Genomic DNA, 22930 nt, shown 5'->3' on the forward strand with positions numbered 1-22930 from the left:
TACATGCAGCGGCATGGAAACGGCGCGCCTGCACGCGCCTGGAGCATCCAGCGATCGGCCGGAACCACCCGATCGAAGATAAGATGCTCTAGATTCAATAAGATGGAGCGCCTTGTCCGCGTCCTTTCGGACGCGGGCCGCTCTGGGGTCGAGAGGACGGCGCAGCGATGGAACTCGGCATCTACACCTTCGTCGAGGCGACGCCCGATCCGGCGACCGGTCGCGTGCTGGCGCCGGCCCAGCGCATCGCCAACCTGATGGAAGAGATCCGGCTGGCCGACGAGGTCGGGCTCGATGTCTTCGGCATCGGCGAGCACCATCGCGCCGACTATGTCGTCTCCGCCCCCGCGGTGGTGCTCGGGGCGGCGGCGGCCGTGACGAAGCGCATCCGGCTGACCAGCGCCGTGACGGTGCTCTCCTCCGACGATCCGGTGCGCGTCTTCCAGGCCTTCTCGACCGTCGACCTCCTGTCCGGCGGCCGGGCCGAGATCATGGCCGGGCGCGGCTCCTTCATCGAATCCTTCCCGCTGTTCGGCTACGAACTGTCCGACTACGACAGCCTGTTTTCCGAGAAACTCGAACTCCTGCTGACGCTGCGCGACACCGAGCGGGTCACCTGGCAGGGCGAGCACCGGGCGGCGCTGCAGAACCAGCCGGTCTATCCGCGCCCCGTGCAGAGCCCGCTGCCGGTCTGGATCGCGGTCGGCGGCACGCCGCAATCGGTGGTGCGCGCCGCCATGCTCGGCCTGCCGCTCGCCATCGCGATCATCGGTGGCACACCCGACCGCTTCCGCCCGCTGGTTGAGCTTTACCGCGAGGCGCTGCGCCGGGCCGGCCGCGACCCGAAGGACTATCCGGTCGGCATCAATTCGCACGGCTTCATCGCCGAGGACGCCAAGCGTGCGGCCGACCTCTGGTATCCGGCCTATGCCGACACGATGAACCGGCTCGGCCGCGAGCGCGGCTGGCCGCCGACCAGCCGCGCCCAGTACGAGGCCCAGATCGGCCCGCGCGGCGCCCTGCTGGTCGGCTCGCCCAATGCGGTGATCGACAAGATCCTCTACGAGCACGAACTCTTCCGGCACGACCGCTTCCTGATGCAGTTCTCGGTCGGAACCCTGCCCCATGCCGACCTGATGAAGGCGATCGAACTCTACGGCACCGTGGTCGCGCCCGCCGTCCGCAAGGCGCTCGGCACGGAGGCCCGGCAGGCCGGCTGAATACCGTCCCTCTTGCGGGCCTGCCGGCGCCGATGGCGGGCCTGAATGGCGCCGACGGCGGGCCGAACGGACGCCGATCGCAGTCCGGCGGGGCTGTGGCGTCTCCGCTGGCGGGCAGTCGTCGCAGGCCTGCAGGCGCCGGCGGACGGGCCGAATCCCGCGGGCGGGACCAGCGTCCCACCGGATGCGCGGACGGGGTGCAGACAACCCTGCGGCCCATTTCCGATCGCTTGAAATGAACATTGTTCACGAAGAAACATGTTTCCGCCACGAAGCAATCCGGCGGCAAAGGGAGTCCGTCATATCGGGGCGAACACAACGACCGTCATGGCGCCGAACCGGGAGATCCCGGCTGCCCGCGCGATGTCGCCCCAACCGGGAGCCTGCCCGATGTATACCGACGACGATCTGAAAGCGGCACTCGATGCCGGCGCCATCGACCGGATCAATTATCTGAGCCTAGCCGAATTCCTCGCCGCCCGGCTGGCCCTGCGCGGCACCACGGCGCCCTCGGCGGCAGCCACGGTGCCGGCGCGGCGCTTCGACCTGACACATCTGCTCTGGTATGCAGGCGCGCTGATCGTCATGGCGGCGATGACCATCTTCACCACCACGGCCTTCAACGCCTTGGGCGGCGGTGCCCTGATCATCACCGGCCTCTTCTACGCATTCGCCTTCGGGGCGGTCGGCAATGCGCTGTGGCGCTCGCCGGAGACGCGCACGCCCGGCGGCCTGGCCCTGACGGTCGCCGTCGCCATGGTCCCGATGATCATCTACGGCATCCAGGACGCGCTCGACCTGTGGCGCTTCGCCTACGGCAAGCCGGGCGAATACAAGAGCTTCTTCCCCTATATCCACGGCAGCTGGATCTACATGGAACTGGCCACCGTCGCGGCGGCGGCGCTGGTCATGCGCTTCCGGCCCTTCCCGTTCCTGCTGATGCCGGCCGGCATCGCGCTGTGGTTCTTCTCGATGGATATCGTGGTCTGGCTGGCCCGGCTCGATACCGTGGCGACCCGCGCCAACGTCTCCGTCCTGTTCGGCCTCATCACCATCGCGGCGGCCTGGGCGGTCGATCTGAAGGCGCGCGACAAGGGCGACTATGCCTTCTGGCTGCACATCTTCGGCATCATGACCTTCTGGGGCGGTCTGACCGCGCAGGACAGCAAGGGCGAGATCGGTCCCCTGCTCTACTGCCTGATCAATGTCGGCCTGCTGCTGTTCGCCGTCTACATGAACCGCCGCGTCTACGCCGTCTTCGGCACCATCGGCGTCGCCACCTATCTCGGCCATCTCGCCGCGCAGGTCTTCCGCGACTTCCTGGCCTTCTCCTTCGTCCTCACCCTGATCGGCGTCGGCGTGATCGCGCTCGGCATCTGGTACAACAAGCGCCGCGACCGCTTCGCCCTCTGGATGGACGCCAGCCTGCCGGCCGGCCTGCGCCGGCTCCGGCCACACTGAAGCTCCGACAGGTTCTCAATGCCCTGGCGCGCCGGCGAATTCCCGCCGGCGCGCCCGCATTTTTTACTGACGGGCGCGCCCCGCCTCGCATGGTCGCCTGCCCGACCGATCGAAAGTCATCGGGTGCCGTCTTGGATATGCGGCGGCCGCCGTAGTCCGCACGCAACGGCGATCGCCAAGCACGACATGCAGCGTCGTGCCGGCCGGACGTCCGCGATCAGCCGGCCTTGACCTTCTGATAGTCCTTCACGTCGGTGAATTTCAGCATCGGCCAGCGCTCTTCCTCGTAGCGCAGCGAATAGGGCGAGGTGGCCATGTAGACCGGATCGCCGTCGAGATCGCGCGCCATGGCGGACGAGTCGCGGCGTGAGAACTCGTCCAGCTTGGCGGGTTCCGCGGTCGAGACCCAGCGGCAGACGGCGAAGCGGGTCGTCTCGAAGCTGATCTCCAGGCCGTATTCGTTCTTCAGCCGCTCGGCGAGCACGTCGAGCTGCAGCGAGCCGACCACGCCGACGATGGCCTGCGAGCCGTCGAAGGGCAGGAACACCTGCACGACGCCCTCCTCGGCCATCTGCTGCAGGGCCTCCTTCAGCTTCTTGGCCTTCATGGCGTCGGCCGCGCGGACGCGGCGCAGGATTTCCGGCGCGAAGCTCGGCACGCCCCGGAAGACCAGGTCCTCGCCCTCGGTCAGCGTGTCGCCGATGCGGAGCGTGCCGTGGTTCGGGATGCCGACGATATCGCCCGCGAAAGCCTCGTCGGCGATGGAGCGGTCCTGGGCGAAAAAGAATTGCGGCGTGTGCAGGCTCATCGGCTTGCCGGTGCGCACAAGCTTGGCCTTCATGCCGCGCTGCAGCTTGCCCGAGCAGACCCGCATGAAGGCGATGCGGTCGCGATGGTTCGGGTCCATGTTCGCCTGGATCTTGAAGACGAAGCCGGTCATCCGCTCCTCGGTCGCCGTCACCATGCGGCCGTCGGCCTTCTGCTCGCGCGGGCTCGGCGCGAAGGTGCCGAGCGCCTCGATCAGATCCTTGACGCCCATGTCGCGCAGCGCCGAGCCCCAATAGACCGGCGTGTGATGGCCCTCCAGGAAGCTCTGGCGCACGAAGGGCTTGGCCGCGCCGGCGGCGAGTTCGACCTCGCCGACGAACTGCTGGAAGTCCGCCTCCGGCAAGAGCGCCTCGATGCGGCTGTCCTGCGGCCCGTTGACCGCCACCGCCTCCTCGGCGTCCTTCAGGCGGATGGCCGAACGGGTCAGGTCGTAGGTGCCGGCGAAGGCCCGGCCGCGGCCGATCGGCCAGGTCATCGGCGTGGTGTCCATGGCCAGCGTCTTCTCGATGTCGTCGAGAAGATCGAACGGGTCCATGGTCTCCCGGTCCATCTTGTTGATGAAGGTGACGATCGGGATGTCGCGCAGGCGGCAGACTTCGACCAGCTTGAGCGTGCGCGCCTCGATGCCCTTGGCGGCGTCGAGCACCATGACGGCGGCATCGACGGCGGTCAGCGTACGATAGGTGTCCTCCGAGAAGTCCTCGTGGCCGGGCGTGTCGAGCAGGTTGAAGACCCAGCCGCCATATTCGAAGGTCATCACCGAGGTGACCACCGAGATGCCGCGTTCGCGCTCGATGCCCATCCAGTCGGACCGGGTCTGGCGCTGGTTGCGCTTGGCCTTGACCTCGCCGGCGAGCTGGATCGCGCCGCCGAACAGCAGCAGCTTCTCGGTCAGCGTCGTCTTGCCCGCGTCCGGATGCGAGATGATGGCGAAGGTCCGCCGGCGGGACACGGGATCGGCAAGGCCGGAAGCGGGCGCGTTCATACGATTTCGCTCGTTCGGGGGAGGACGAGCGCTAGATCCGGGGTTTGCCCACGGATGTCAACGGCAAGCGGACGAGGCGACCGCACCAAAATGCGGCCGCCTCGATGCCTCAGTTCGCCGAAAAATCGATCTCGAAGCGGAGTCGAAACCGAAAATTGGCCATTTTCTTCAAGAGCTTGAGCATCTCGATCACCTCAGATTGAAGGGATCGCACGTCGATCTGGAAGTACGCGTCTTCGGGCTTGGGAAATGGTGTCACGGACAACTTGGCACCGCAACGCCGATATAGCGAAGATCGACTGCGTCTTCGCTTGTTGCCGCTATCTGCCCACCAATGCGTCAAGGAATGCCGGGTTCACGAAGACCTTCTCCCGCCCCGCCTTGCGTTCCTCCAGGACGCCGAAATCGGCCAGTGCCTTCAGATAGCGAGAGGCGGACTGGCGTTGCGCGATGCCGGCGGCGACCAGGGTTTCGATCCGGCAGTAGGGCTGTAGGAAGATCGTCTCGATCAGTTCGCGAGAATAAATCTTCGGCGCCTCGGTCCGGACCCGGTCTGCCGTCGCTTCGATCAGGCGCCGGATCACGCCGATCCGCTCGACGGTCCAGCGCGCGGTCTCCTCCACGATCGACAGCATGAACAGGATCCACGCCTCCCATGCGGCATCCACGGTGACGGCGAGAAGAAGACGGTAATAATCCGCCTTGCGCCGGATGATCGCCCCCGACAGGTACAGGATCGGCTGGTCGATCAACCCCTGCTCGACAAGATAGAGAATGTTGAGGATGCGCCCGGTGCGGCCATTGCCGTCGGTGAAGGGGTGGATCGCCTCGAACTGATAGTGCATCAGCGCCATGCGGACGAGCGGATCGGTCTCCTCCGCCTCGTGGATGTAGCGCTCCCACAATGTGAGCATGTCACGGATGCGGTCAGCTCCAACCGGAGGCGTGTAGATGACTTGCCCGGTGGCGTCGTTCAGCAGCATGGTCCCCGGCGTAGACCGGATGTCCAGGGCCACGCCCTTGATGCGCCGGCACACCTGGACGGCGGTTGACGTCGTCAGCGGCCGCGTGGACAGCGACGTGAAGCCCTCGCGGAGAGCGGTCCGGTAGCGCAGCGCCTCCTTGGTGGCTGCATCTGCGCCGGTTTCGTCGGCGGCAAAGCGAAACAGACGATCGGTCGTCGTGACGATGTTCTCGATCTCGGAACTCGCCTGCGCCTCGAGAAGCGGAATGGCGTTGATCAGCACCGATGGCTCGGGAATCAGGCACGCTGTCGCCTTCAGTTCGGCCAATGCCGACCGCGCGCCAACGAGCGCCTTCAGGACCGCGCGCGTTTCCAACTCCGCCGCGGGCGGCAGCGGCGGGAGATCGTTGAAGGGCTGGTCGGGCGAGAAGGGCATGAACGATCCGCAGGGCGCGACATGTCGACGGCATCGACATATTCGCACGACATGTCGATGAAATCCAAAAACATCGACATGTCGAACCGCATATGTCGATGGCAGCGACATATCGGCGTTCGCGCGGGCTCACCAACGCAGGCATGTCGAGCCGATCGACATATCCGCGTTGCGCATGTCGACGGCGTCGATCCCTATGGAAATTGGAGAGCGCCTACTTGCAAACGTTTGCAGCCGTCACCCCCTCACGCCCGGAAGCCGGAGGCGGCGGGGCGGCGGGCGGGGATCGGGGCGACGGCCTGGCCGTCGGCGAGGAACAGGCGCCAGCGGCTGGGCTTGAGGCCGATGCGGTCGCCGGTGCGCACGGCGTGGTCGTCGGACACGTCGACCGTCACCGAGACGCCGGCGCCGAGTTCGACCTCTGCGCGCCGGCCGGGTCCGTGGCGCAGCACCGAGCGGACCACGCCGGCAAGCCCGTTTGCCGGCGCGCCGACCTCCCAGTGCTGCGGACGGACGAACAGCCGGGCCGGGCCGTGGCCGACCACGTCGAGGCCGAGCGGCACGGCGCGGTCGTAGAGCCAGACGCGACCCTGGTCGACGGTCACGGGCAATTCGCTGGAATCGCCGATGAAAGCGAACACAAATGGCGTCGCCGGTGCGTCATAGACCTCGTCGGGCGTGCCGACCTGCTCGATCCGGCCCTTGTCGAGCACCACGACGCGGTCGGCGAGTTCGAGCGCCTCCTCCTGATCGTGGGTCACGAAGACGGTGGTGTAGTGGGTCTCCTCGTGGATCTCGCGCAGCCACTTGCGCAATTCCTTGCGCACCTTGGCGTCGAGCGCGCCGAAGGGTTCGTCGAGCAGCAGCACCTTCGGGTCGACCGCGAGCGCGCGGGCGAGCGCGACGCGCTGGCGCTGGCCGCCGGAGAGCTGGGCCGGATAGCGGTCTTCCAGCCCCTGCAGGCGGACGAGTTCGAGCAGCGACAGGACGCGTTCGCGGATCGCCGCCTTGGGCGGACGCTTGGCGCGCGGGCGCACCGACAGGCCGAAGCCGATATTCTCGGCCACGGTCATATGCTTGAAGAGGGCATAGTGCTGGAACACGAAGCCGACGCCGCGCTCGCGCACCGGCGTGGCGGAGGCCTCCTCCTCACCGAAGAAGATCTGGCCGCGCGACGCCTGTTCCAGGCCGGCGATCGAGCGCAGCAGCGTCGTCTTGCCCGAGCCCGAGGGCCCGAGCAGGGCGAGCAGTTCGCCGGACTTCACGTCGAGATCGACGCTGTGCAGCGCCGGCACCGTGCCGTAATCCTTGGCGAGGTCGCGGATCTGGATTTCCATCGGAGCCTCCGGGGTGATCGTCGGACGGCGGCGCGGGATCGACCCGGCGCGCCGGTTCGGGTCAGTGGCCGCGGCCGCCGGCGAGATGCCAGCCATAGCGCCATTCGAGGAAGGTCTTGAGGACGAGCGTGACGAGGGCGAGCGCCGCCAAGAGCGAGGCCATCGCGAAGGCCGCCACGAACTCGTACTCGTTGTAGAGGATCTCGACATGCAGCGGCATGGTGTTGGTCAGGCCGCGGATATGGCCGGACACGACCGAGACCGCGCCGAACTCGCCCATCGCACGCGCATTGCAGAGCAGCACGCCATAGAGCAGGCCCCATTTGATGTTGGGCAGCGTGACGCGCAGAAAGGTGGTGAGGCCACTGGCGCCGAGCGTCATGGCGGCCTCCTCGTCGGCGGTGCCCTGCTCTTCCATCAGCGGGATCAGTTCGCGCGCCACGAACGGGAAGGTCACGAAGATCGTGGCCAGCACCAGCCCGGGCACCGCGAAGATGATCTGCAGCCCGTTCGCCTTGAGGAACGGGCCGAGCAGCCCCTGCGCGCCGAACAGCAGCACCCAAACGAGCCCCGAGACCACCGGCGAGACCGAGAAGGGCAGATCGATCAGCGTGATCAGCAGGCTCTTGCCGGGAAAGCGGAACTTGGTGATCGCCCAGGCGGCGGCGACACCGAAGACGAGGTTGGCCGGCACCGCGATGGCGGTGACGATCAGGGTCAGGCGGATCGCGGCCAGGCCGTCCGGGTCCTGGAATGCGGCCCACCAGGCCCCGAACCCGTGGCGGAAAGCCTCGACGAAGACCGCGACCAGCGGCAGCACCAGGAACAGGGCGAGGAAGCCGAGCGCCAGCGCGATCAGCACCGCGCGCGCCGTGAACCCCTCTCCGGTCGCGCCGGCCGTGGCGGCGGCGGCACGCCAGTCGGTTGCGTCAGACATGGCCATAGCGCTTGCGACTCCAGGCCTGGATCAGGTTGATGACGAGCAGCATCGCGAAGGAGACGAGCAGCATGATCAGCGCGATGCCGGTCGCCCCGCGATAGTCGAACTCCTCGAGCTTGATCACGATGAGGAGCGGCGCGATCTCCGACACGTAGGGCATGTTGCCGGCGATGAAGATGACCGAGCCGTATTCGCCGACGCCGCGCGCGAAGGCGAGCGCGAAGCCGGTCAGCACGGCCGGCAGCAGCGGCGGCAGCAGGACGCGGACGACGGTTTGCAGCCGGCTTGCCCCGAGCGTGGCCGAGGCCTCCTCGATCTCCCGGTCGAGTTCCTGCATCAGAGGCTGGACGGTACGAACCACGAAGGGCAGCCCGACGAAGACCAGCGCGACCATGATGCCGAGCGGCGTATAGGCGACCTTGATGCCGTGGGGTTCGAGCAGGGCGCCGACCCAGCCGTTGCCGGCATAGAGCGCGGCGAGCGCGATGCCGGCGACCGCGGTCGGCAGCGCGAAGGGCAGATCGACCGCGGCGTCGACCAGAGCACGGCCGGGAAATTCGTAGCGGACCAGCACCCAGGCGACCAGGACGCCGAAGATCGCGTTGATCAGGGCCGCCGCGAAGGCGACTCCGAAGGAGATCTTCAGTGCCGCCAGCACGCGCGCGTCGAACGCGATCTTCAGGAGCCCGTCGACGCCGAGGCCGGCGGCCTTCAGCGCCAGCGCGCCGAGCGGGATCAGCACGATCAGGCTCAGATAGACGAGCGTGAAGCCGATCGACAGGCCGAAACCCGGCAGGACGCCGGGTCCGGAGGTCCTGCGGCCAAGGACGAGAGCCTGTGCCATGGCGGGCTCAGGACTTCGGCTTGTAGAGCTGGTCGAAGGTGCCGCCGTCACCGAAATGCTCGGGCTGCGCCTTGGCCCATCCGCCGAAATCCCGGTCGATGGTGACGAGCTTCAGCTTGGGGAAGGCGTCGACGAGTTCCTTGGCGACCACTTCAGGACGGCTCGGCCGGTAATGGTGCTTGGCGGCGATCTGCTGGCCCTTGTCGGAATAGAGGAACTGGAGATAGGCCTCGGCCGCCTTGCGGGTGCCCTTGCGGTCGACATTGGCGTCGACGACGGCGACCGGCGGCTCGGCCAGGATCGAGATCGACGGGACCACGATCTCGAACTTGTCGGCGCCGAACTCGTCGAACACCAGGAAGGCCTCGTTCTCCCAGGCGAGCAGCACGTCGCCGAGATTGCGCTGCGCGAAAGAGGTCGTCGCGCCGCGCGCACCGGTATCGAGGACGGGCACATTCTTGAAGAGCGCGGTGATGTAGTCGCGCACCTTGGCCTCGTCGCCATATTTCTGCTGGGCATAGGCCCAGGCGGCCAGATAGTTCCAGCGCGCGCCGCCCGAGGTCTTCGGGTTCGGCGTGATGACGCCGATGCCGGGCTTGACCAGATCGTCCCAGTCCTTGATCGCCTTCGGGTTGCCCTTGCGGACCAGGAACACGATGGTCGACGCATAGGGGGCGGAATTGTTCGGCAGGCGCTTCTGCCATTCGGCCGGCAGCAGCTTGGCCTCGCGGGCGATGGCGTCGATGTCGGCCGACAGGGCCAGCGTCACCACGTCGGCGTCGAGGCCGTCGATGACCGAGCGGGCCTGCTTGCCGGAACCGCCATGGGAGGCGCGGATCGTCAGGGTCTCGCCGGTCTTGCCCTTCCACTCCGCCGCGAAGGCCGCGTTCACGTCCTTGTAGAGTTCGCGGGTCGGATCGTAGGAAACGTTGAGCAGCGTCGTCGACTGCGCCCGGGCCTGCACGGCGACCCCGGCCACGACCGCGAAGGCCGCGCCGATCAGCGCCCAGTCGACGACCCGGCGCCACAGCCGGGTGCGGCCGGTGCCGCGGCCCTGACGGGGATCACGGTAGGCGGCGGAAAGGCCCGCCGACGCGGTGTCGAGGTTCGAAGAAGCGGCGCTCATGGGGACCTCCCGGTTCGTTCATGGCGTGTTAATCTCGACTTATCTGGTCGGCTTTGTCAATTCCGTTGATTGACCTCAAAAAGGAATGCAGTTCTCCGAAACTGGCCTCCGGATGGGCCTTCATTCCGCATCCTGGCGCGAGCCCACCCTCCCGAAGCCGGCTTTTCGGCGCCAAACCGCCATTTTTCACGTCGGGCCGACGCCATTGCGGCCAGCCCCGGCGGCGCTATCGCTGCCCCAGCACCCGACGACGATTTTCTATTGTCTGACAAGTCGTTCGGTGTTCAGAATGCCCACCGACGGTTCGACGCGGCGACAGGGTCGCGAACGGGTCGCGCGATGACAAAATGGCCAACGAGCCCCATTGTTTCGGGAGGAATTCATGTTCGGACAGGGACTGACGCGGCGCGATCTTCTGATCGGCACCGCAGCCGCCGGCACGCTCGGATTCGGCGCCATCGCGCCGGCGCGTGCGGACGTGAACTGGAAGAAATTCGCCGGCACCGAGATCGGCGTGAACCTGATCAAGAGCCCGCGCGGCGATCTCCTGACCAAATACGAGAAGGAATTCACGGACCTGACCGGCATCAAGGTCTCGTCCGAGATGGCGCCGGAGCAGCAGCAACGCCAGAAGCTGGTGATCGAGCTGTCGTCCGGCAAGCCGAGCTTCGACGTCTGCCACATCAGCTATCACGTGCAGAAGCGTCAGTTCGAGCGGGCCGGCTGGCTCGCCGACCTGTCCAAGTTCATGAAAGACCCGACGCTGACCGGCGCCGACCTGGTCGAGAGCGACTTCTCGGCCGCCGGCCTGCTCTACTCGAAGAACGACAAGGGCGAGATGCACTCGCTGCCCTGGTCGGTCGACTATTTCATCATCTATTGGAACAAGGATCTCTTCGCCAAGAAGAACCTGACCTTCCCGAGCACGCTCGACGAGCTGGTCAAGACCGCCGAGGCTCTGACCGATCCCAAGGAAGGCACCTTCGGCTTCGTCTGCCGCGGCCTGCGCAACGCCAACCTGCCGCCCTACATGAACCTGCTGCTCGCCCATGGCGGCGATGCTTTGGATGCCAAGGGCAACCTGGCGACCGACAGCGCCGAGGCGATCGCTGCGGCGAAAATGTACCAGACGCTGCTGACCAAATACGCCCCTCCCGGCGTCGCCGGCTTCAACTGGATGGAATGCCAGGCGGCCTTCATGCAGGGCAAGGTCGGCATGTGGCTCGACGGCGTCGGCTTCGCCCCGCCGCTCGAAGACCCGACCAAGTCGCGCATCGTCGGCAAGGTCGGCTATGCGGTCGTCCCGGTCGGACCGAAGGCGCAGGCCTCCTGCACCTATGGCGACGGCATCGCCGTGACCGAAAGCTCGACCAAGAAGGAAGCCGCCTATCTCTATTGCCAATGGGCCGTGTCCAAGCTGATGGGCGCGCGTCTGTTGCAGACCGGCGGCGGCGTGCCCTTCCGCAACTCGATCCTGAACGATCCGAACGTGCGGGAGGGCGTCAAGTTCCCGCCCGCCTGGCTCGATTCGGTGATCGGATCGTCCAAGGTCTCGAAGCTCGGCTTGCCGGTCATCGTGCCGGTGGCGGAATTCCGCGACACGATCGGCACCGGCCTGACGGCCCTGCTGTCCGGCGGCGACCCGGCGACCGAACTGAAGAAGGCGACCGACGCCTTCCGGCCGATCCTCGAGCGCAGCGAGAAGGGCTGAGCCCGATACCATGAACGAGGCAAGCCTCGGGCAAGCCGCCGCAGCGCAAGCTGCGGCGGCCTCCTCGACCATGGGGAAGGCCGGACGCCCACCGGCCTGGACGGGTGGCTACTGGCCGTTCGTGCTTCCGGCCGTGGTCGTCGTTCTGGCCGTGATCCTGTTCCCCTGGGTCTTCACCATCTGGATGAGCGGCCAGGAGTGGAAGCTCGGCCAGGGATCCAGCTTCGTCGGTCTGGCCAACTACTGGCGCATGACCGGCGACGACCGCTTCATCGAATCCTTCTGGCACACGCTGTCCTACACGGCGCTGTCGGTGATCCTGCCGATCCTGGTCGGCACCGCCGCCGCGGTGGTGTTCAACGAGCGCTTCATGGGCCGCGGCGTGCTGCGCGCGCTGTTCGTCCTGCCCATGATGGCGACCCCGGTCGCGATCGCGCTGGTCTGGACGATGATGTTCCACCCCCAGCTCGGCGTGCTCAACTATCTCCTCTCGCTGGTCGGCATCCCGCCCCAGCTCTGGGTGTTCCATCCCGGCTCGGTGATCCCCTCGCTGGTCCTGGTCGAGACCTGGCAATGGTCGCCGCTGGTCATGCTGATCGTGCTCGGCGGGCTGTCGTCAATCCCGACCGAGCCCTACGAGAGTGCGGTGATCGACGGCGCCTCGCGCTGGCAGCTTCTGCGCCACATCACCCTGCCGATGGTCGCGCCCTTCATCATGGTGGCGGCGCTGATCCGCACCATCGACGCGGTCAAGAGCTTCGACATCATCTTCGCCATCACGCAGGGCGGCCCAGGCACGGCGTCTGAGACCATCAACCTCTACCTCTACAGCGTGGCCTTCGCCTATTACGACATCGGCTACGGCTCGGCGATCGCGGTTATCTTCTTCGGCCTCGTCGTCGCCCTGTCGGTGCTGATGGTCTGGCTGCGCCAGCGCACGCAATGGTCGGAAGCGGGAGCGGCGGCATGAGCCTGAAGGCGATCCTCGACCGCACCCTGCTCTGGGTCTGCGTCTTCCTGCTGGTCTCTCCGGCCGTGCTGTTCTTCGTCTGGATGATCTCGCTGTCGCTCAAGTATGAGATCGACAACGGCGCCTATCCACCGATCCTCATTCCGGAAACCGTCGCCTGGCGGAACTATGGCGAGGTCCTGGAGTCCAACCGCTTCGGCACCTATTTCATCAATTCGATCCTGGTCACCGGTGCGGCGACCCTGATCGGGCTGATCGTCGGCGTGCCGGCCGGCTACGGCCTCGCCCGCATGAAGGCGCGGCGCACCGCCATGCTGATCCTGATCGCGCGCATGACGCCGGGTCTCTCCTACCTGATCCCGCTCTTCCTGTTGTTCCGCTGGATGGGGATCATGGGCACACTCTGGCCGCAGATCATCATCCATCTGGTGCTGACCGTGCCGATCGTGATCTGGATCATGATCAGCTACTTCGAGACCACCCCGATGGAGCTCGAGGAGGCCGCGCTGATCGACGGGGCGACGCGCTGGGAGGTGTTCCGCCACGTCGCGCTGCCGATCGCAAAGCCGGGCGTGGTCGTCGCCATGATCCTGGCGGTGATCTTCTCCTGGAACAATTTCGTCTTCGGCATCGTGCTCGCCGGCCGCGAGACCCGGACGCTGCCGGTCGCGGTCTACAACATGATCTCCTACGACCAGGTCAGCTGGGGCCCGCTCGCCGCCGCCGCCCTGATCGTGACGCTGCCGGTGCTGGTGGTGACCCTGATCGCCCAGCGCCAGATTGTCGCCGGCCTGACAGCGGGTGCCGTCAAGGGCGGCTGAAGCCCGCCGCGCCCGCGCCCGCTCATCACGGCCGCGCGCCCCGCCGGCCGTTCGTCGGGTTGCGTTGCACCGGCCCCCCGTGTGTGCGACCAAACCAACGGACGGATCGATCAGGACGGGTCGATCCGGACGGATCGATGAGGAGGATCGACATGCGTATCGCCATCATGGGAACCGGCGGGGTCGGCGGCTTTTTCGGCGCGAAGCTGGCAGCCTCGGGAGCTGACGTGACCTTCATCGCGCGCGGCGCGCATGGCGCGGCCATCGCCGAGCGCGGCCTGACCATCGACAGCCCGGCCCATCCGGTCGCGGGCCTCGCCGTCAGGGTCACCGACGACCCGGCCAGGGTCGGCCCGGTCGATGTCGTGATGGTCGCCGTCAAGCTCTGGGATACTGCCGCCGCAGCCGAACAACTGCGCCCCATGGTAGGGCCGGATACGGTGGTGATCTCCTTCCAGAACGGCATCGAGGCCGGCCCGCTCCTGCAGGCGGCGCTCGGGCCAGCGCATGTCGCTGGCGGCGTCGCCCATATCAGCGCCACGATCGCGGCACCGGGCGTGATCCGTCAGGTCGGCAGCCTCGCGCGGATCATCTTCGGCGCCTTCGGCGGCGGCACAGACCCGCGGCTCGCAGCCTTTTCGGAAGCGTGCCGGGCGGCCGGGATCGAGCACACGCTGTCGCCCGACATCGACCGCGCCATCTGGGAGAAGTTCGTCTTCCTGTCGGCCTTCAGCGCCATCACGGCGCTGACCCGCAAGCCGATCGGCGACATCCGTACCGACGCGGATCTGCGCGCCTTCCTTCGCGATGCCGCGTCGGAGACCGCCGCCGTCGCCCGGGCGGGCGGCGTGGCGATCGCGCCCGAGCAGGTCGACAAGGTGCTGGCGGCGGCCGACAACCTGCCGGCGGCCACGCGCGCTTCGATGGCGCACGACCTGGAACGCGGCGCCCGGCTGGAACTGCCCTGGCTGTCCGGCACGGTGGTCAAGCTCGGCGCCGAACTCGGCGTACCGACCCCCGTCCACCGCGCCGTCTGGTGTGCCCTGAAGCTCCACGCGGGCGGCCGCTAAGGCGGCGAGTCGAGGCGATTGGGCCTGACGGCAGGCGATGCACCCGGTGCCGGGGTCGACGCACTTGCGGGGCGCCGGCTTGCCGTCGGCCCAGCAGGCCCTCGCCCGTCAGGCGCCCTCGACTGCGGCGCTGTATTCGGTCCGGAACCAGTCGACGAAATGGTGGGCGCCCTCGGCGACCGGGGTCGACGGGAGATAGCCGGTCAGCCGCTCGAGAAGATCGGGCGCGCAATAGGTGCGCGGCACGTCGCCGGGCTGCATCGGCAGGAGGCGCGTCTCGGCCTTCCGACCGATCGCCGCCTCGATCGCGGCGACGAAGTCCATCAACCCGATCGGCCGGCCGCTGCCGATATTGACCACCCGGAACGGCGCGATCGGCGACAGACCGGCCTCGGCGGCCGCAGACAGATCCGCCGGCAAGGCTGGCGCGAGCGGGATGAGGCGGACGATCGCCTCGATCAGGTCGTCTATATAGGTGAAGTCGCGCTGCATGCGGCCTTCGCCGTAGAGGTCGATCGGCTCGCCCTTCAGGATCGCGTCGGTGAAGCGGAACATCGCCATGTCGGGCCGGCCCCAGGGGCCGTAGACGGTGAAGAAGCGGAAGGCGGTCGTCGGCACGCCGTGGATATGGGCCTGCGAATGGGCCATCGCCTCCATGGATTTTTTGGTCGCCGCATAGAGCGACATCGGCTCGTCGGCGCGGTCGGTTTCCGAGAACGGCACCTTGGCGTTGGCGCCATAGACCGAACTGGTCGAGGCGAGCAGCAGGTGACCCGGCCGCGCCTGCCGGCAGATGTCGAGCAGGTTCCAGCTGCCGACCAGATTGGAGGCGATATAGGCACCCGGATTGTCGATGCTGTGGCGCACGCCGGCCTGGGCGGCGAGATGGATCACGACCTCGGGGTCCGACGCCTCGACGGCCCGCTCCAGGGCCTCGCGATCCTCCAGCATGCCGGTGACGCCGATGAAGCCCGGCGCCCGCGCCAGGATCGCCGACCGGGCGCGCTTCAGGCGCAGGTCGTAATAGGCGGTCATCCCGTCATAGCCGGTCACCACATGGCCCTCGCCGAGCAGGCGACGGGCCAGATGGAAGCCGATGAAGCCGGCCGTTCCGGTAATGAAGACCCTCATTCGGCCGCCTGGACCAAGGAGCCCTCTTCGAGACTGACCGACGAGCGGCCGATGCTGACATAGGTGAAGCCGTGGCCGACCACGTCGGCGCGGCGGTAGATGTTGCGCAGGTCGACCAGGATCGGCGCGCGCATGATCCGGGCGAGTTCCTTGAAGTCGAGCGCCCGGAAGGCGTCCCATTCGGTGATGATCACCAGGGCGTCGGCGTCGCGCGCCACGTCGTAGGGTCCGCTGCCGTAGTCGATCGACGGCATCATCTCGCGGGCCGCGGCCATGCCCTGCGGATCGTAGGCGCGCACCACCGCGCCGGCATCCTGCAGCGCCTGCACGATCGCCAGCGACGGCGCCTCGCGCATGTCGTCGGTGTTCGGCTTGAAGGTCAGTCCAAGCAGCGCCACGGTCTTGTCGCGCACCGAGCCGCCGCAGGCGGCGATCACCTTGCGGGCCATGGCGCGCTTGCGCTGGTCGTTGACCGCGTGGGTGGTCTCGATCAGCCGTAGCGGCGCCTCGTGATCCTGCGCGGTCTTGATCAGCGCCAGCGTGTCCTTCGGGAAGCAGGAGCCGCCGAAGCCCGGACCGGCATGCAGGAATTTCGAGCCGATGCGGTTGTCGAGGCCGATGCCGCGGGCGACCTGCTGCACGTCGGCGCCGACCTTCTCGCAGAGATCGGCCATCTCGTTGATGAAGGTGATCTTCATCGCCAGGAAGCCGTTGGCCGCATATTTGATCAGTTCGGAGGTCCGCCGGTCGGTGAACAGCAGCGGCGCAGCGTTGAGGTAGAGCGGCCGGTAGACTTCCGACATGACGGGACGGGCGCGTTCGTCGTCGAGGCCGACGACGATCCGGTCCGGCCGCTTGAAGTCGGAGATCGCCGCCCCCTCACGCAGGAACTCGGGATTGGAGGCGACGGCAAAGTCGGCCGCGGGATTCTCTGCGCGCAGGATGCGCTCGACCTCGTCGCCGGTGCCGACCGGCACGGTCGATTTGGTCACCACCACGGTGAAGCCGCGCATCGCCCGGGCGATCTCGCGGGAGGCGCCGTAGACATAGGACAGATCGGCATGGCCGTCGCCCCGCCGCGCCGGCGTGCCGACGGCGATGAACACCACCGCGGCCTCGGCCACGGCAGCCGCAAGGTCGGTCGAGAAGGCGAGCCGGCCCGCGCGCATGTTGCTGGCGACCAGCTCCTCGAGGCCCGGCTCGTAGATCGGGATGCGGCCGGCGCGCAGCGCAACGATCTTCTCCGGGTCCTTGTCGACGCAGATCACGTCGTGACCGAAATCGGCCAGACAGGCGCCCGAGACCAGGCCGACATAGCCGGAACCGATCATCGCGATCTTCATATGCAAAAACTCCTCTGCAATCCCATGCTCTTAGGCCGAAAATCCCACCGACGGCGCGGTGCACCATCGCTTGCCGATCCGGCGACAGCAACCCCGTATTTTCCCCCGGCAGAGGGCGGGGCCGTCATTGATCCTGATGGAACTTGACGATGAGGATGTGAACGTCTTGACGGGGTACGAAGTTCTGATAGGCGACCTCGAAACGGGTCGGGCCGGTCTTGCGCACGCCGGTGGCGCAGTAGCTGACCAGGGCGTCCGGATGGCCCTTGTCGACGATCATCCGGAACTGACCGATCGGCCCCTTCCAGTTGGCGCCCGAAGTCAGGACATAGGATATCCAGGTTTCGCCGTGGTAGCTCCCAGTCTTCGCAGCGGCCGCGCGCTTGCGATCGAAGCCCTGGATGAAAGCGTCGTCGATACAATATTTTGTTCGCGCCTCGGCGAATTCCCTCGTCTTACGATTGCCCGGATCGAGCCGGCCGCCGACCGAGCCTCCGGTGAACGGCTTGTAGGAGTGACTGACCGATACGCTCCGGCCGGCCGGAAAGACCTGGCGCCGGGTGACGCTGGTCGCGGTCGTCCAGTGCGCGGCCCAGAGCGGCTGTTTGCCGTCGCTACCATATTCCTCGATCAGCCCTTCGGCGATCATCGCCTGGCGCGTCGCCGGATCGAGGGCGTTGATGGCGGCATCGAAGGTCCCGACCGGCATCGGCGGCACGCCCAGGCTCAGCAGCCGGGCGGTGATGTCGCGTCCCCCGAAACGGGCGATCTGCACCAGTTCGAGGGCCGCTGGCTGGCCGTCGATCACGGTGCGGAAGTCGAGCTCGTTGACGTAGTCGGGCGTGAACACCTCGATCCCGTTGTCCACATCCGGCAACGGAAAGGCGACCAGCGTATCGACATCGCGCGACGAGGCGTTGGTGAAGACATAGTCGACGGTGATCCGTTCTTCGGAGATGGACAGCACCTCGATGTCCATGCGGATGTCGGCGGAGCGGACCAGCGTCAGACCGCCGAGGCCGAAGGCCGCCTGGCTGTCATTGGCGGCGGCCGGACCGCCCGCCATGCCGAGTAGCCCGGCAAGACACCCGATCCTGAAGCCCCACGCGAACATCACCGACTCCGTCTAACCGGCCGCGGCGCGATCCTAGCCGGATTTCGGGTATCCGGCCAATCGACCCGCGGCCGACCGCCCCAGGTCATGGACAAGTCCGCGCGCCGGTCGATAGAGAAGGACGCAACGACGAGGCTGCGGCGGCGGAGAGCCGGCCCGCCCGCCGACCTGCAGCGGGAGAGCAAGCCTTGAAGACCAAGTCGGACACGGCCGCAGACGGGGCGACCACGACGGACGCGGCGCCGACCGGCGCCAGCCTGGAGGAAGCCCACGCCTTCCTGGAGCGCCATCCGGACGTCCAGGGTATCGACGTGGTCATGCCCGACTTCCACGGCATCGGTCGCGGCAAGATCATCCGCCGGCACGAACTGGAATCGCTCTACCGCAACGGCCGCGGCATGCCGGGCTCGCTGTTCGGCCAGGACGTCGCCGGCGACGATGTCGAGGAGAGCGGGCTGATCCTGGTCGACGGCGGCGCCGACATGCGCGTCTGGCCCGTGCCCGGAACGCTCGGTTATCTGCCCAAGGTCGGGCGCGGCCAGGTGCTGGTGGAAATGTACGAGGCCGACGGCAGCCCGTTCGAGGTCGCCCCGCGCACCGCCCTTCTCAACCAGATCGCGCGCGCCCGCGCCGCCGGCTACGAGCCGATGGGCGCCTTCGAGCTGGAATTCTATCTGGTCGATCGGCAGCCCGGTGCGAACGGCCGGCGCATGCCCGCCACCTACGCGCTGACCGGCCGGCGCTCGATGCAGCGCAACACCATGTCGGTCGACGAACTGGACGAGATGTCGCCGCTGTTCGAGGCCATCTACGAGGCCGCCGCGGCGTCCGGACTGACCTTCGAATCGCTGATCTCCGAATACGGCCCCGGCCAGTACGAACTGACCATCCGCTACCGCGATCTGATCCGGGCCGCCGACGATGTGATCCTGGCCAAGCGGCTGGTGCGCACGATCGCGCGCCGCTTCGGCGTCGAGGCGACCTTCATGGCCAAGCCCTTCGGCCAGGAAGCCGGCTCCGGCATGCACCTGCATCTGTCGCTCGGCGGCGAGGACGGCCGCAACCTGTTTGCCGACCAGCCGGACGGCTCGCTCAGTCCGTTGATGCTCCATGCCATCGGCGGCATCCGCAAGACGATCGGCGACACGATGCTGATCCTCGCCCCCTACCGCAATTCCTGGCGCCGCTTCGCCTCCGCGGTCTATTCGCCGGCCTCCGATTCCTGGGGCGTGGAGAACCGCACCGTCGCCCTGCGCGTGCCGGGCCTGCCGGGCGCGACCCGCCACTTCGAGCATCGCGTCGCCGGTGTCGATGCCAACCCGTATCTGGTCGGCGCGATCACGCTGGCCGGTGCGCTCGACGGCATCCGCGACCAGAGCTATCCGGGCCCCGCCGCCGAGGGCAACAACTACGAGGCCGCGCGCCCGGCCGGCCTGCCGCGCAGTTGGATCGATGCGATCGACCGGATGGACGGTTCGGACTTCGTCAAGCGCACGCTCGGCGAACGCATGCACCGCGCCTTCGTCGCCGTGAAGCGGGCAGAGTGGCAGCGCCTGGAACTCGATGTCTCGGACGCGGAGTGGGAGCTGTACGGCTTCGTCGTCTGAGCGGCGGAAAGGCCGGGCGATAGCCGCCCGGCCGGTGTCAGGGCGCGACGCCCCGGTAGCCGCCGCGCCAGTAGACCAGCGCGCCGTCGCCGCCGCTCGTTGCCAGGGCCTCGATCCGGCCGATCACGACGGCGTGGCTGTGCCAGTCCAGGATCGCCTCGACGCGGCAGTCGAAGGCGGCCAGCGCATCGGCCAGCACCGGCATGCCGGTCGCCAGTTCGGTCCAGTCGGCATCGCCGTAGCGCGCCGCCCCATAGGCACCCGACCGGCCGGCGAAGCGGTCGGCAACATCCTCATGGCCGGCCTTGAGAATGTTGACCGCGAAGGCCTGCTGCTCGCGTAGCACCGGCAGCACCGAGGACGAGCGGTTGATGCAGACGAGCAGCGTCGGCGGTTCGGCGGACAGCGACGTGACCGAGGTCGCGGTCAGCCCGGTGCGCAGCGCGCCGCGCCCGGTGGTGACCACGCTGACCCCGCCGGCCAGTTCGCGCATGGCGAGGCGGAAGGCGGCCGGGTCGATGTCCGGCACGCCCGGACCGGCTTCGGGCAGGCATTCGGCGACGCTCATCGCGCCACCGCGGCGGCACCATCGCGCCCGGCCTCGCCGCCGACGGCCGTGAAGACGCCGTCGAGCCAGTTACGGAACAGGAAGGCGGCCGTCGCGCGCGTCGCCTCGGCGAGCCCCGATCGCGGCACCAGGCGCGGCAGATCGGCGAAGGCGACCGCGCCGCGGTCGTGCTCGGCCCGCGCGCGATAGTCGGCCAGCACCGCGTTCGTATTCGCATCGAAATAGCCGACGGGCAGATTGGGATAGCGGTCCCGCTCGCCGGTCAGGAAGCGGCCGACATCACGGCGGTATTCGCCCGCGAGCGCGCCGGCATCATATTCCGGGTGCCCGTGGAAGAAGACGAACTCGCTGCCAACGCGCTTGGCGAAGACGTCGACCCCGGCGGCGCCGACTGTCGCCAGGATTCGGTATCCCTTTGCCGTCAGATCGGTCGCATCGAGACCGTTCCAGCGCGAATGGGCGACCGAGAGCGACGGCGCGCCGAGCCGGGCGACCAGAGGATCGGCGGCCGCGGGCTGGCTGCCGAAGACGCCGAAGCACTTGTCGGCCAGCGGCCGGCGCTCGACCCGGTCGAGATGCAGCACCGCCGCATGCGCCGCGAGGCAGGACCAGAGCGTCGAAACGGTGTGGCGCGCGGCATGGTCGATGAGCCGGGCCATGTCGGGCCAATAGGGCTCCTGGTCGAGACGCGGCGCGCGCGGCTCGGTCCCGGTCACGATCAGGGCGTCGACCGGCGTGCCGGCGAGGTCGGCGGCGTCACGGTATTGGCCCGCCATGCGGGCACGTGCCGGCTCGGAGCGGGCGACTGAAGCGAAGGAGAACAGGAGCAGCCGGACCGGCCGGCCGGCCGCGGCCTCCGCGATCAGACCGGAGAACTGCCGTTCGGTCGCCGTCAGCGCCGTGTCGGGCATGTTGTTGACGAGCCCGATGGTGACCGGCCGGCCGAAGCCGCGCCCGCCCGCGCCCCCGCCCCGGGCCGCGCGCCGGCGCGGCGGCGCGGCGGGACCGGGATCGTGACGGCCTTTGGTCTGGGCGATCACCATGGCGGGCCTCCCGGCGTCACTCGGCGGCTTCGGCGAAGCGCTCGGCGGCCACGGCGGCGGCCAGCGCCTGGTCGAGATCGGCGATGATGTCGTCGACATGCTCGATGCCGATCGACAGGCGGATGGTCTCGGGCCGGATGCCGGCCTTGAGCTGCTCGTCGGGATTCATCTGGCGATGGGTCGTGGAGGCCGGATGGCAGGCGAGCGACTTTGCGTCACCGATATTGACCAGCCGCGTGACCAGCTTGAGCGCATCGTAGAAGGCCTTGCCGGTCTCCATCGAGCCGCGGATGCCGAAGGTGAACAGCGAGGAGGCGCGGCCGTCGAGATAGCGCTCGACCAGCGCCTTGTAGGGGCTGTCGTCGAAGCCGGCATAGTTGACCCAGGCGACGCGCGGATCGGCCTTCAGCCAATGCGCCACCTTGCGGGCATTCTCGACATGGCGCTCGACGCGCAGAGCGACCGTTTCGATCCCCTGCAGGATCAGGAAGGCGTTGAAGGGCGACAGCACGGCGCCCATGGTGCGCTGGTAGACGCTGCGCGCGCGCTCGATATAGGCCATCGGCCCGAAGCGCTCGGCATAGATCAGGCCGTGATAGGAGCGGTCCGGCACCACATAGGCCGGGAAGCGCGCGCCGACCTCCTTCCAGGGGAAGCGGCCGCTGTCGACGATCGCGCCGCCGAGCGTGGTGCCGTGCCCGCCAAGGAACTTGGTCAGCGAATGCACGACGATGTCGGCGCCGTGCTCGAAGGGGCGCAGCAGGATCGGCGTCGCCACCGTGTTGTCGACCACCAGCGGCACGCCGGCCGCATGCGCCACCGCCGCGATGCCTGCGATGTCGCAGACATTGCCGGCCGGGTTGCCGATGCTTTCGCAGAAGACCGCGCGGGTCTCGTCGTCGATCAGCGCGGCGATATCTTCCGGGCGGTCGCTCGCCGCAAAGCGGGTCGTGATGCCCTGGCGCGGCAGGATGTGCGAGAGCAGCGTGTGGGTCGTGCCGTAGAGCTGCGGCACTGTGACAATGTTGCCGCCATGGTCGGCGAGATTGACCAGCGCGATATGCAGCGCCGCCTGCCCCGAGGCCGCGCACAGGGCACCGACGCCGCCTTCGAGCTCCGCCAGCCGCTTCTCGAGCACCGCCGTGGTCGGATTGTTGATCCGGCTGTAGCGGAAGCCCTCCTCTTCCAGATTGAACAGCGCGGCGGCATGATCGGCGCTATCGAAGGCATAGGACGCGGTCTGGTAGATCGGCACAGCGACCGACTTGACGGCAGAATCCGGCTCGTAGCCGGCATGGATCGCGATGGTCTCTCTGCGCATGATGATCCTCGTCGGCCGTGGGCGCCGCATTTGCCCACCGCCTGTCCGAACCAAACCTACGCGCGAGCCCTTAAACCGGAAATGAAGCCG

19 protein-coding genes are annotated in these 22930 nt (G+C 67.8%); 7 read left to right on the top strand and 12 right to left on the bottom strand.

The genetic code is table 11. From position 1 onward, the window contains the following. Window positions 1-167: 167 nt before the first annotated feature. Both KL771_RS10870 and KL771_RS10875 read left to right on the top strand, forming a co-directional pair. Entirely contained in the window at window positions 168-1220 is a 1053-nt protein-coding gene (locus KL771_RS10870) for an LLM class flavin-dependent oxidoreductase (RefSeq protein WP_261968587.1), read from the top strand. A gap of 390 nt (window positions 1221-1610) precedes the next feature. Beyond that, a complete protein-coding gene (locus KL771_RS10875; RefSeq protein WP_261968588.1) occupies window positions 1611-2681 on the top strand; it encodes a hypothetical protein in 1071 nt (356 codons plus the stop codon). A gap of 217 nt (window positions 2682-2898) precedes the next feature. On the opposite strand, the gene KL771_RS10880 is transcribed toward KL771_RS10875, so the two are convergent. The 6 genes from KL771_RS10880 to KL771_RS10905 form a co-directional block, all read right to left on the bottom strand. Further along, window positions 2899-4494: a peptide chain release factor 3 gene (locus tag KL771_RS10880; protein ID WP_261968589.1), complete on the bottom strand. Its 1596-nt coding sequence runs from the start codon at window positions 4492-4494 to the stop codon at window positions 2899-2901. A gap of 320 nt (window positions 4495-4814) precedes the next feature. After that, the gene (gene fic, locus KL771_RS10885) at window positions 4815-5894 is read right to left on the bottom strand and encodes a protein adenylyltransferase Fic (RefSeq protein ID WP_261968590.1); all 1080 of its coding nucleotides are present in this window, start codon (window positions 5892-5894) and stop codon (window positions 4815-4817) included. A 245-nt stretch (window positions 5895-6139) separates the two neighbouring features. Further along, window positions 6140-7231 carry a sulfate/molybdate ABC transporter ATP-binding protein gene (locus KL771_RS10890; protein WP_261968591.1) on the bottom strand — a complete coding sequence of 364 codons (1092 nt, stop codon included), beginning with the start codon at window positions 7229-7231 and terminating at the stop codon, window positions 6140-6142. 61 nt (window positions 7232-7292) lie between these two features. Continuing rightward, window positions 7293-8174: a sulfate ABC transporter permease subunit CysW gene (gene cysW, locus KL771_RS10895; protein ID WP_390866590.1), complete on the bottom strand. Its 882-nt coding sequence runs from the start codon at window positions 8172-8174 to the stop codon at window positions 7293-7295. Beyond that, window positions 8161-9015, bottom strand: a complete 855-nt coding sequence (gene cysT, locus KL771_RS10900) for a sulfate ABC transporter permease subunit CysT (protein ID WP_261968593.1) — start codon at window positions 9013-9015, stop codon at window positions 8161-8163. Before cysT ends, cysW begins: the two co-directional genes overlap by 14 nt. A 7-nt stretch (window positions 9016-9022) precedes the next feature. Beyond that, window positions 9023-10141 carry a sulfate ABC transporter substrate-binding protein gene (locus tag KL771_RS10905; RefSeq protein ID WP_261968594.1) on the bottom strand — a complete coding sequence of 373 codons (1119 nt, stop codon included), beginning with the start codon at window positions 10139-10141 and terminating at the stop codon, window positions 9023-9025. Window positions 10142-10523: 382 nt separating this feature from the next. On the opposite strand from KL771_RS10905, the gene KL771_RS10910 reads away from it, so the two are divergent. From KL771_RS10910 to KL771_RS10925, 4 genes are all read left to right on the top strand, one after another. Next, entirely contained in the window at window positions 10524-11852 is a 1329-nt protein-coding gene (locus tag KL771_RS10910; RefSeq protein ID WP_261968595.1) for an ABC transporter substrate-binding protein, read from the top strand. A gap of 10 nt (window positions 11853-11862) precedes the next feature. Next, window positions 11863-12822: a carbohydrate ABC transporter permease gene (locus tag KL771_RS10915; RefSeq protein ID WP_390866591.1), complete on the top strand. Its 960-nt coding sequence runs from the start codon at window positions 11863-11865 to the stop codon at window positions 12820-12822. Continuing rightward, window positions 12819-13643 carry a carbohydrate ABC transporter permease gene (locus KL771_RS10920; protein ID WP_261968596.1) on the top strand — a complete coding sequence of 275 codons (825 nt, stop codon included), beginning with the start codon at window positions 12819-12821 and terminating at the stop codon, window positions 13641-13643. The genes KL771_RS10915 and KL771_RS10920 overlap by 4 nt, the downstream gene beginning before the upstream one ends. Before the next feature lie 152 nt (window positions 13644-13795). Continuing rightward, entirely contained in the window at window positions 13796-14713 is a 918-nt protein-coding gene (locus tag KL771_RS10925; protein ID WP_261968597.1) for a ketopantoate reductase family protein, read from the top strand. Between the two features lie 108 nt (window positions 14714-14821). Here the strand turns inward: KL771_RS10925 and KL771_RS10930 are convergent, their stop codons facing one another. The 3 genes from KL771_RS10930 to KL771_RS10940 all read right to left on the bottom strand — a co-directional run bounded on the left by KL771_RS10930 (window position 14822) and on the right by KL771_RS10940 (window position 18301). Beyond that, window positions 14822-15844, bottom strand: coding sequence for an NAD-dependent epimerase/dehydratase family protein (locus KL771_RS10930; RefSeq protein ID WP_261968598.1), 1023 nt, complete (start codon window positions 15842-15844; stop codon window positions 14822-14824). Next, the gene (locus KL771_RS10935; protein WP_261968599.1) at window positions 15841-17187 is read right to left on the bottom strand and encodes a UDP-glucose dehydrogenase family protein; all 1347 of its coding nucleotides are present in this window, start codon (window positions 17185-17187) and stop codon (window positions 15841-15843) included. Before KL771_RS10935 ends, KL771_RS10930 begins: the two co-directional genes overlap by 4 nt. Before the next feature lie 124 nt (window positions 17188-17311). After that, entirely contained in the window at window positions 17312-18301 is a 990-nt protein-coding gene (locus tag KL771_RS10940; RefSeq protein WP_261968600.1) for a DUF4424 domain-containing protein, read from the bottom strand. Window positions 18302-18489: 188 nt separating this feature from the next. Here KL771_RS10940 and KL771_RS10945 point away from each other — a divergent pair, with 188 nt between their 5' ends. Then, window positions 18490-19908: a glutamine synthetase family protein gene (locus KL771_RS10945; protein WP_261968601.1), complete on the top strand. Its 1419-nt coding sequence runs from the start codon at window positions 18490-18492 to the stop codon at window positions 19906-19908. Window positions 19909-19945: 37 nt separating this feature from the next. Here KL771_RS10945 and KL771_RS10950 read toward each other — a convergent pair whose 3' ends face one another. From KL771_RS10950 to KL771_RS10960, 3 genes are read right to left on the bottom strand one after another with little or no spacing between them, the layout of a single operon-like run. After that, the gene (locus KL771_RS10950) at window positions 19946-20476 is read right to left on the bottom strand and encodes a flavin reductase family protein (RefSeq protein ID WP_261968602.1); all 531 of its coding nucleotides are present in this window, start codon (window positions 20474-20476) and stop codon (window positions 19946-19948) included. Next, entirely contained in the window at window positions 20473-21519 is a 1047-nt protein-coding gene (gene metA, locus KL771_RS10955) for a homoserine O-succinyltransferase MetA (protein WP_261968603.1), read from the bottom strand. Before metA ends, KL771_RS10950 begins: the two co-directional genes overlap by 4 nt. Window positions 21520-21535: 16 nt before the next feature. After that, window positions 21536-22840 (bottom strand): O-acetylhomoserine aminocarboxypropyltransferase/cysteine synthase family protein, encoded by a 1305-nt coding sequence (locus tag KL771_RS10960; protein ID WP_261968604.1) that lies wholly within the window; start codon window positions 22838-22840, stop codon window positions 21536-21538. Window positions 22841-22930: the final 90 nt, after the last annotated feature.

Source organism: Prosthecodimorpha staleyi, assembly GCF_018729455.1.
GTDB classification, from domain to species: domain Bacteria; phylum Pseudomonadota; class Alphaproteobacteria; order Rhizobiales; family Ancalomicrobiaceae; genus Prosthecodimorpha; species Prosthecodimorpha staleyi.

Bases quoted from the DNA above. Each gene is read 5' to 3' on its own strand.
- KL771_RS10870 (WP_261968587.1), top strand. From the start codon at position 168: ATGGAACTCGGCATCTACACCTTCGTCGAGGCGACGCCCGATCCGGCG.
- KL771_RS10875 (WP_261968588.1), top strand. From the start codon at position 1,611: ATGTATACCGACGACGATCTGAAAGCGGCACTCGATGCCGGCGCCATC.
- KL771_RS10880 (WP_261968589.1), bottom strand. From the start codon at position 4,494: ATGAACGCGCCCGCTTCCGGCCTTGCCGATCCCGTGTCCCGCCGGCGG.
- fic (WP_261968590.1), bottom strand. From the start codon at position 5,894: ATGCCCTTCTCGCCCGACCAGCCCTTCAACGATCTCCCGCCGCTGCCG.
- KL771_RS10890 (WP_261968591.1), bottom strand. From the start codon at position 7,231: ATGGAAATCCAGATCCGCGACCTCGCCAAGGATTACGGCACGGTGCCG.
- cysW (WP_390866590.1), bottom strand. From the start codon at position 8,174: ATGGCCATGTCTGACGCAACCGACTGGCGTGCCGCCGCCGCCACGGCC.
- cysT (WP_261968593.1), bottom strand. From the start codon at position 9,015: ATGGCACAGGCTCTCGTCCTTGGCCGCAGGACCTCCGGACCCGGCGTC.
- KL771_RS10905 (WP_261968594.1), bottom strand. From the start codon at position 10,141: ATGAGCGCCGCTTCTTCGAACCTCGACACCGCGTCGGCGGGCCTTTCC.
- KL771_RS10910 (WP_261968595.1), top strand. From the start codon at position 10,524: ATGTTCGGACAGGGACTGACGCGGCGCGATCTTCTGATCGGCACCGCA.
- KL771_RS10915 (WP_390866591.1), top strand. From the start codon at position 11,863: ATGAACGAGGCAAGCCTCGGGCAAGCCGCCGCAGCGCAAGCTGCGGCG.
- KL771_RS10920 (WP_261968596.1), top strand. From the start codon at position 12,819: ATGAGCCTGAAGGCGATCCTCGACCGCACCCTGCTCTGGGTCTGCGTC.
- KL771_RS10925 (WP_261968597.1), top strand. From the start codon at position 13,796: ATGCGTATCGCCATCATGGGAACCGGCGGGGTCGGCGGCTTTTTCGGC.
- KL771_RS10930 (WP_261968598.1), bottom strand. From the start codon at position 15,844: ATGAGGGTCTTCATTACCGGAACGGCCGGCTTCATCGGCTTCCATCTG.
- KL771_RS10935 (WP_261968599.1), bottom strand. From the start codon at position 17,187: ATGAAGATCGCGATGATCGGTTCCGGCTATGTCGGCCTGGTCTCGGGC.
- KL771_RS10940 (WP_261968600.1), bottom strand. From the start codon at position 18,301: ATGTTCGCGTGGGGCTTCAGGATCGGGTGTCTTGCCGGGCTACTCGGC.
- KL771_RS10950 (WP_261968602.1), bottom strand. From the start codon at position 20,476: ATGAGCGTCGCCGAATGCCTGCCCGAAGCCGGTCCGGGCGTGCCGGAC.
- metA (WP_261968603.1), bottom strand. From the start codon at position 21,519: ATGGTGATCGCCCAGACCAAAGGCCGTCACGATCCCGGTCCCGCCGCG.
- KL771_RS10960 (WP_261968604.1), bottom strand. From the start codon at position 22,840: ATGCGCAGAGAGACCATCGCGATCCATGCCGGCTACGAGCCGGATTCT.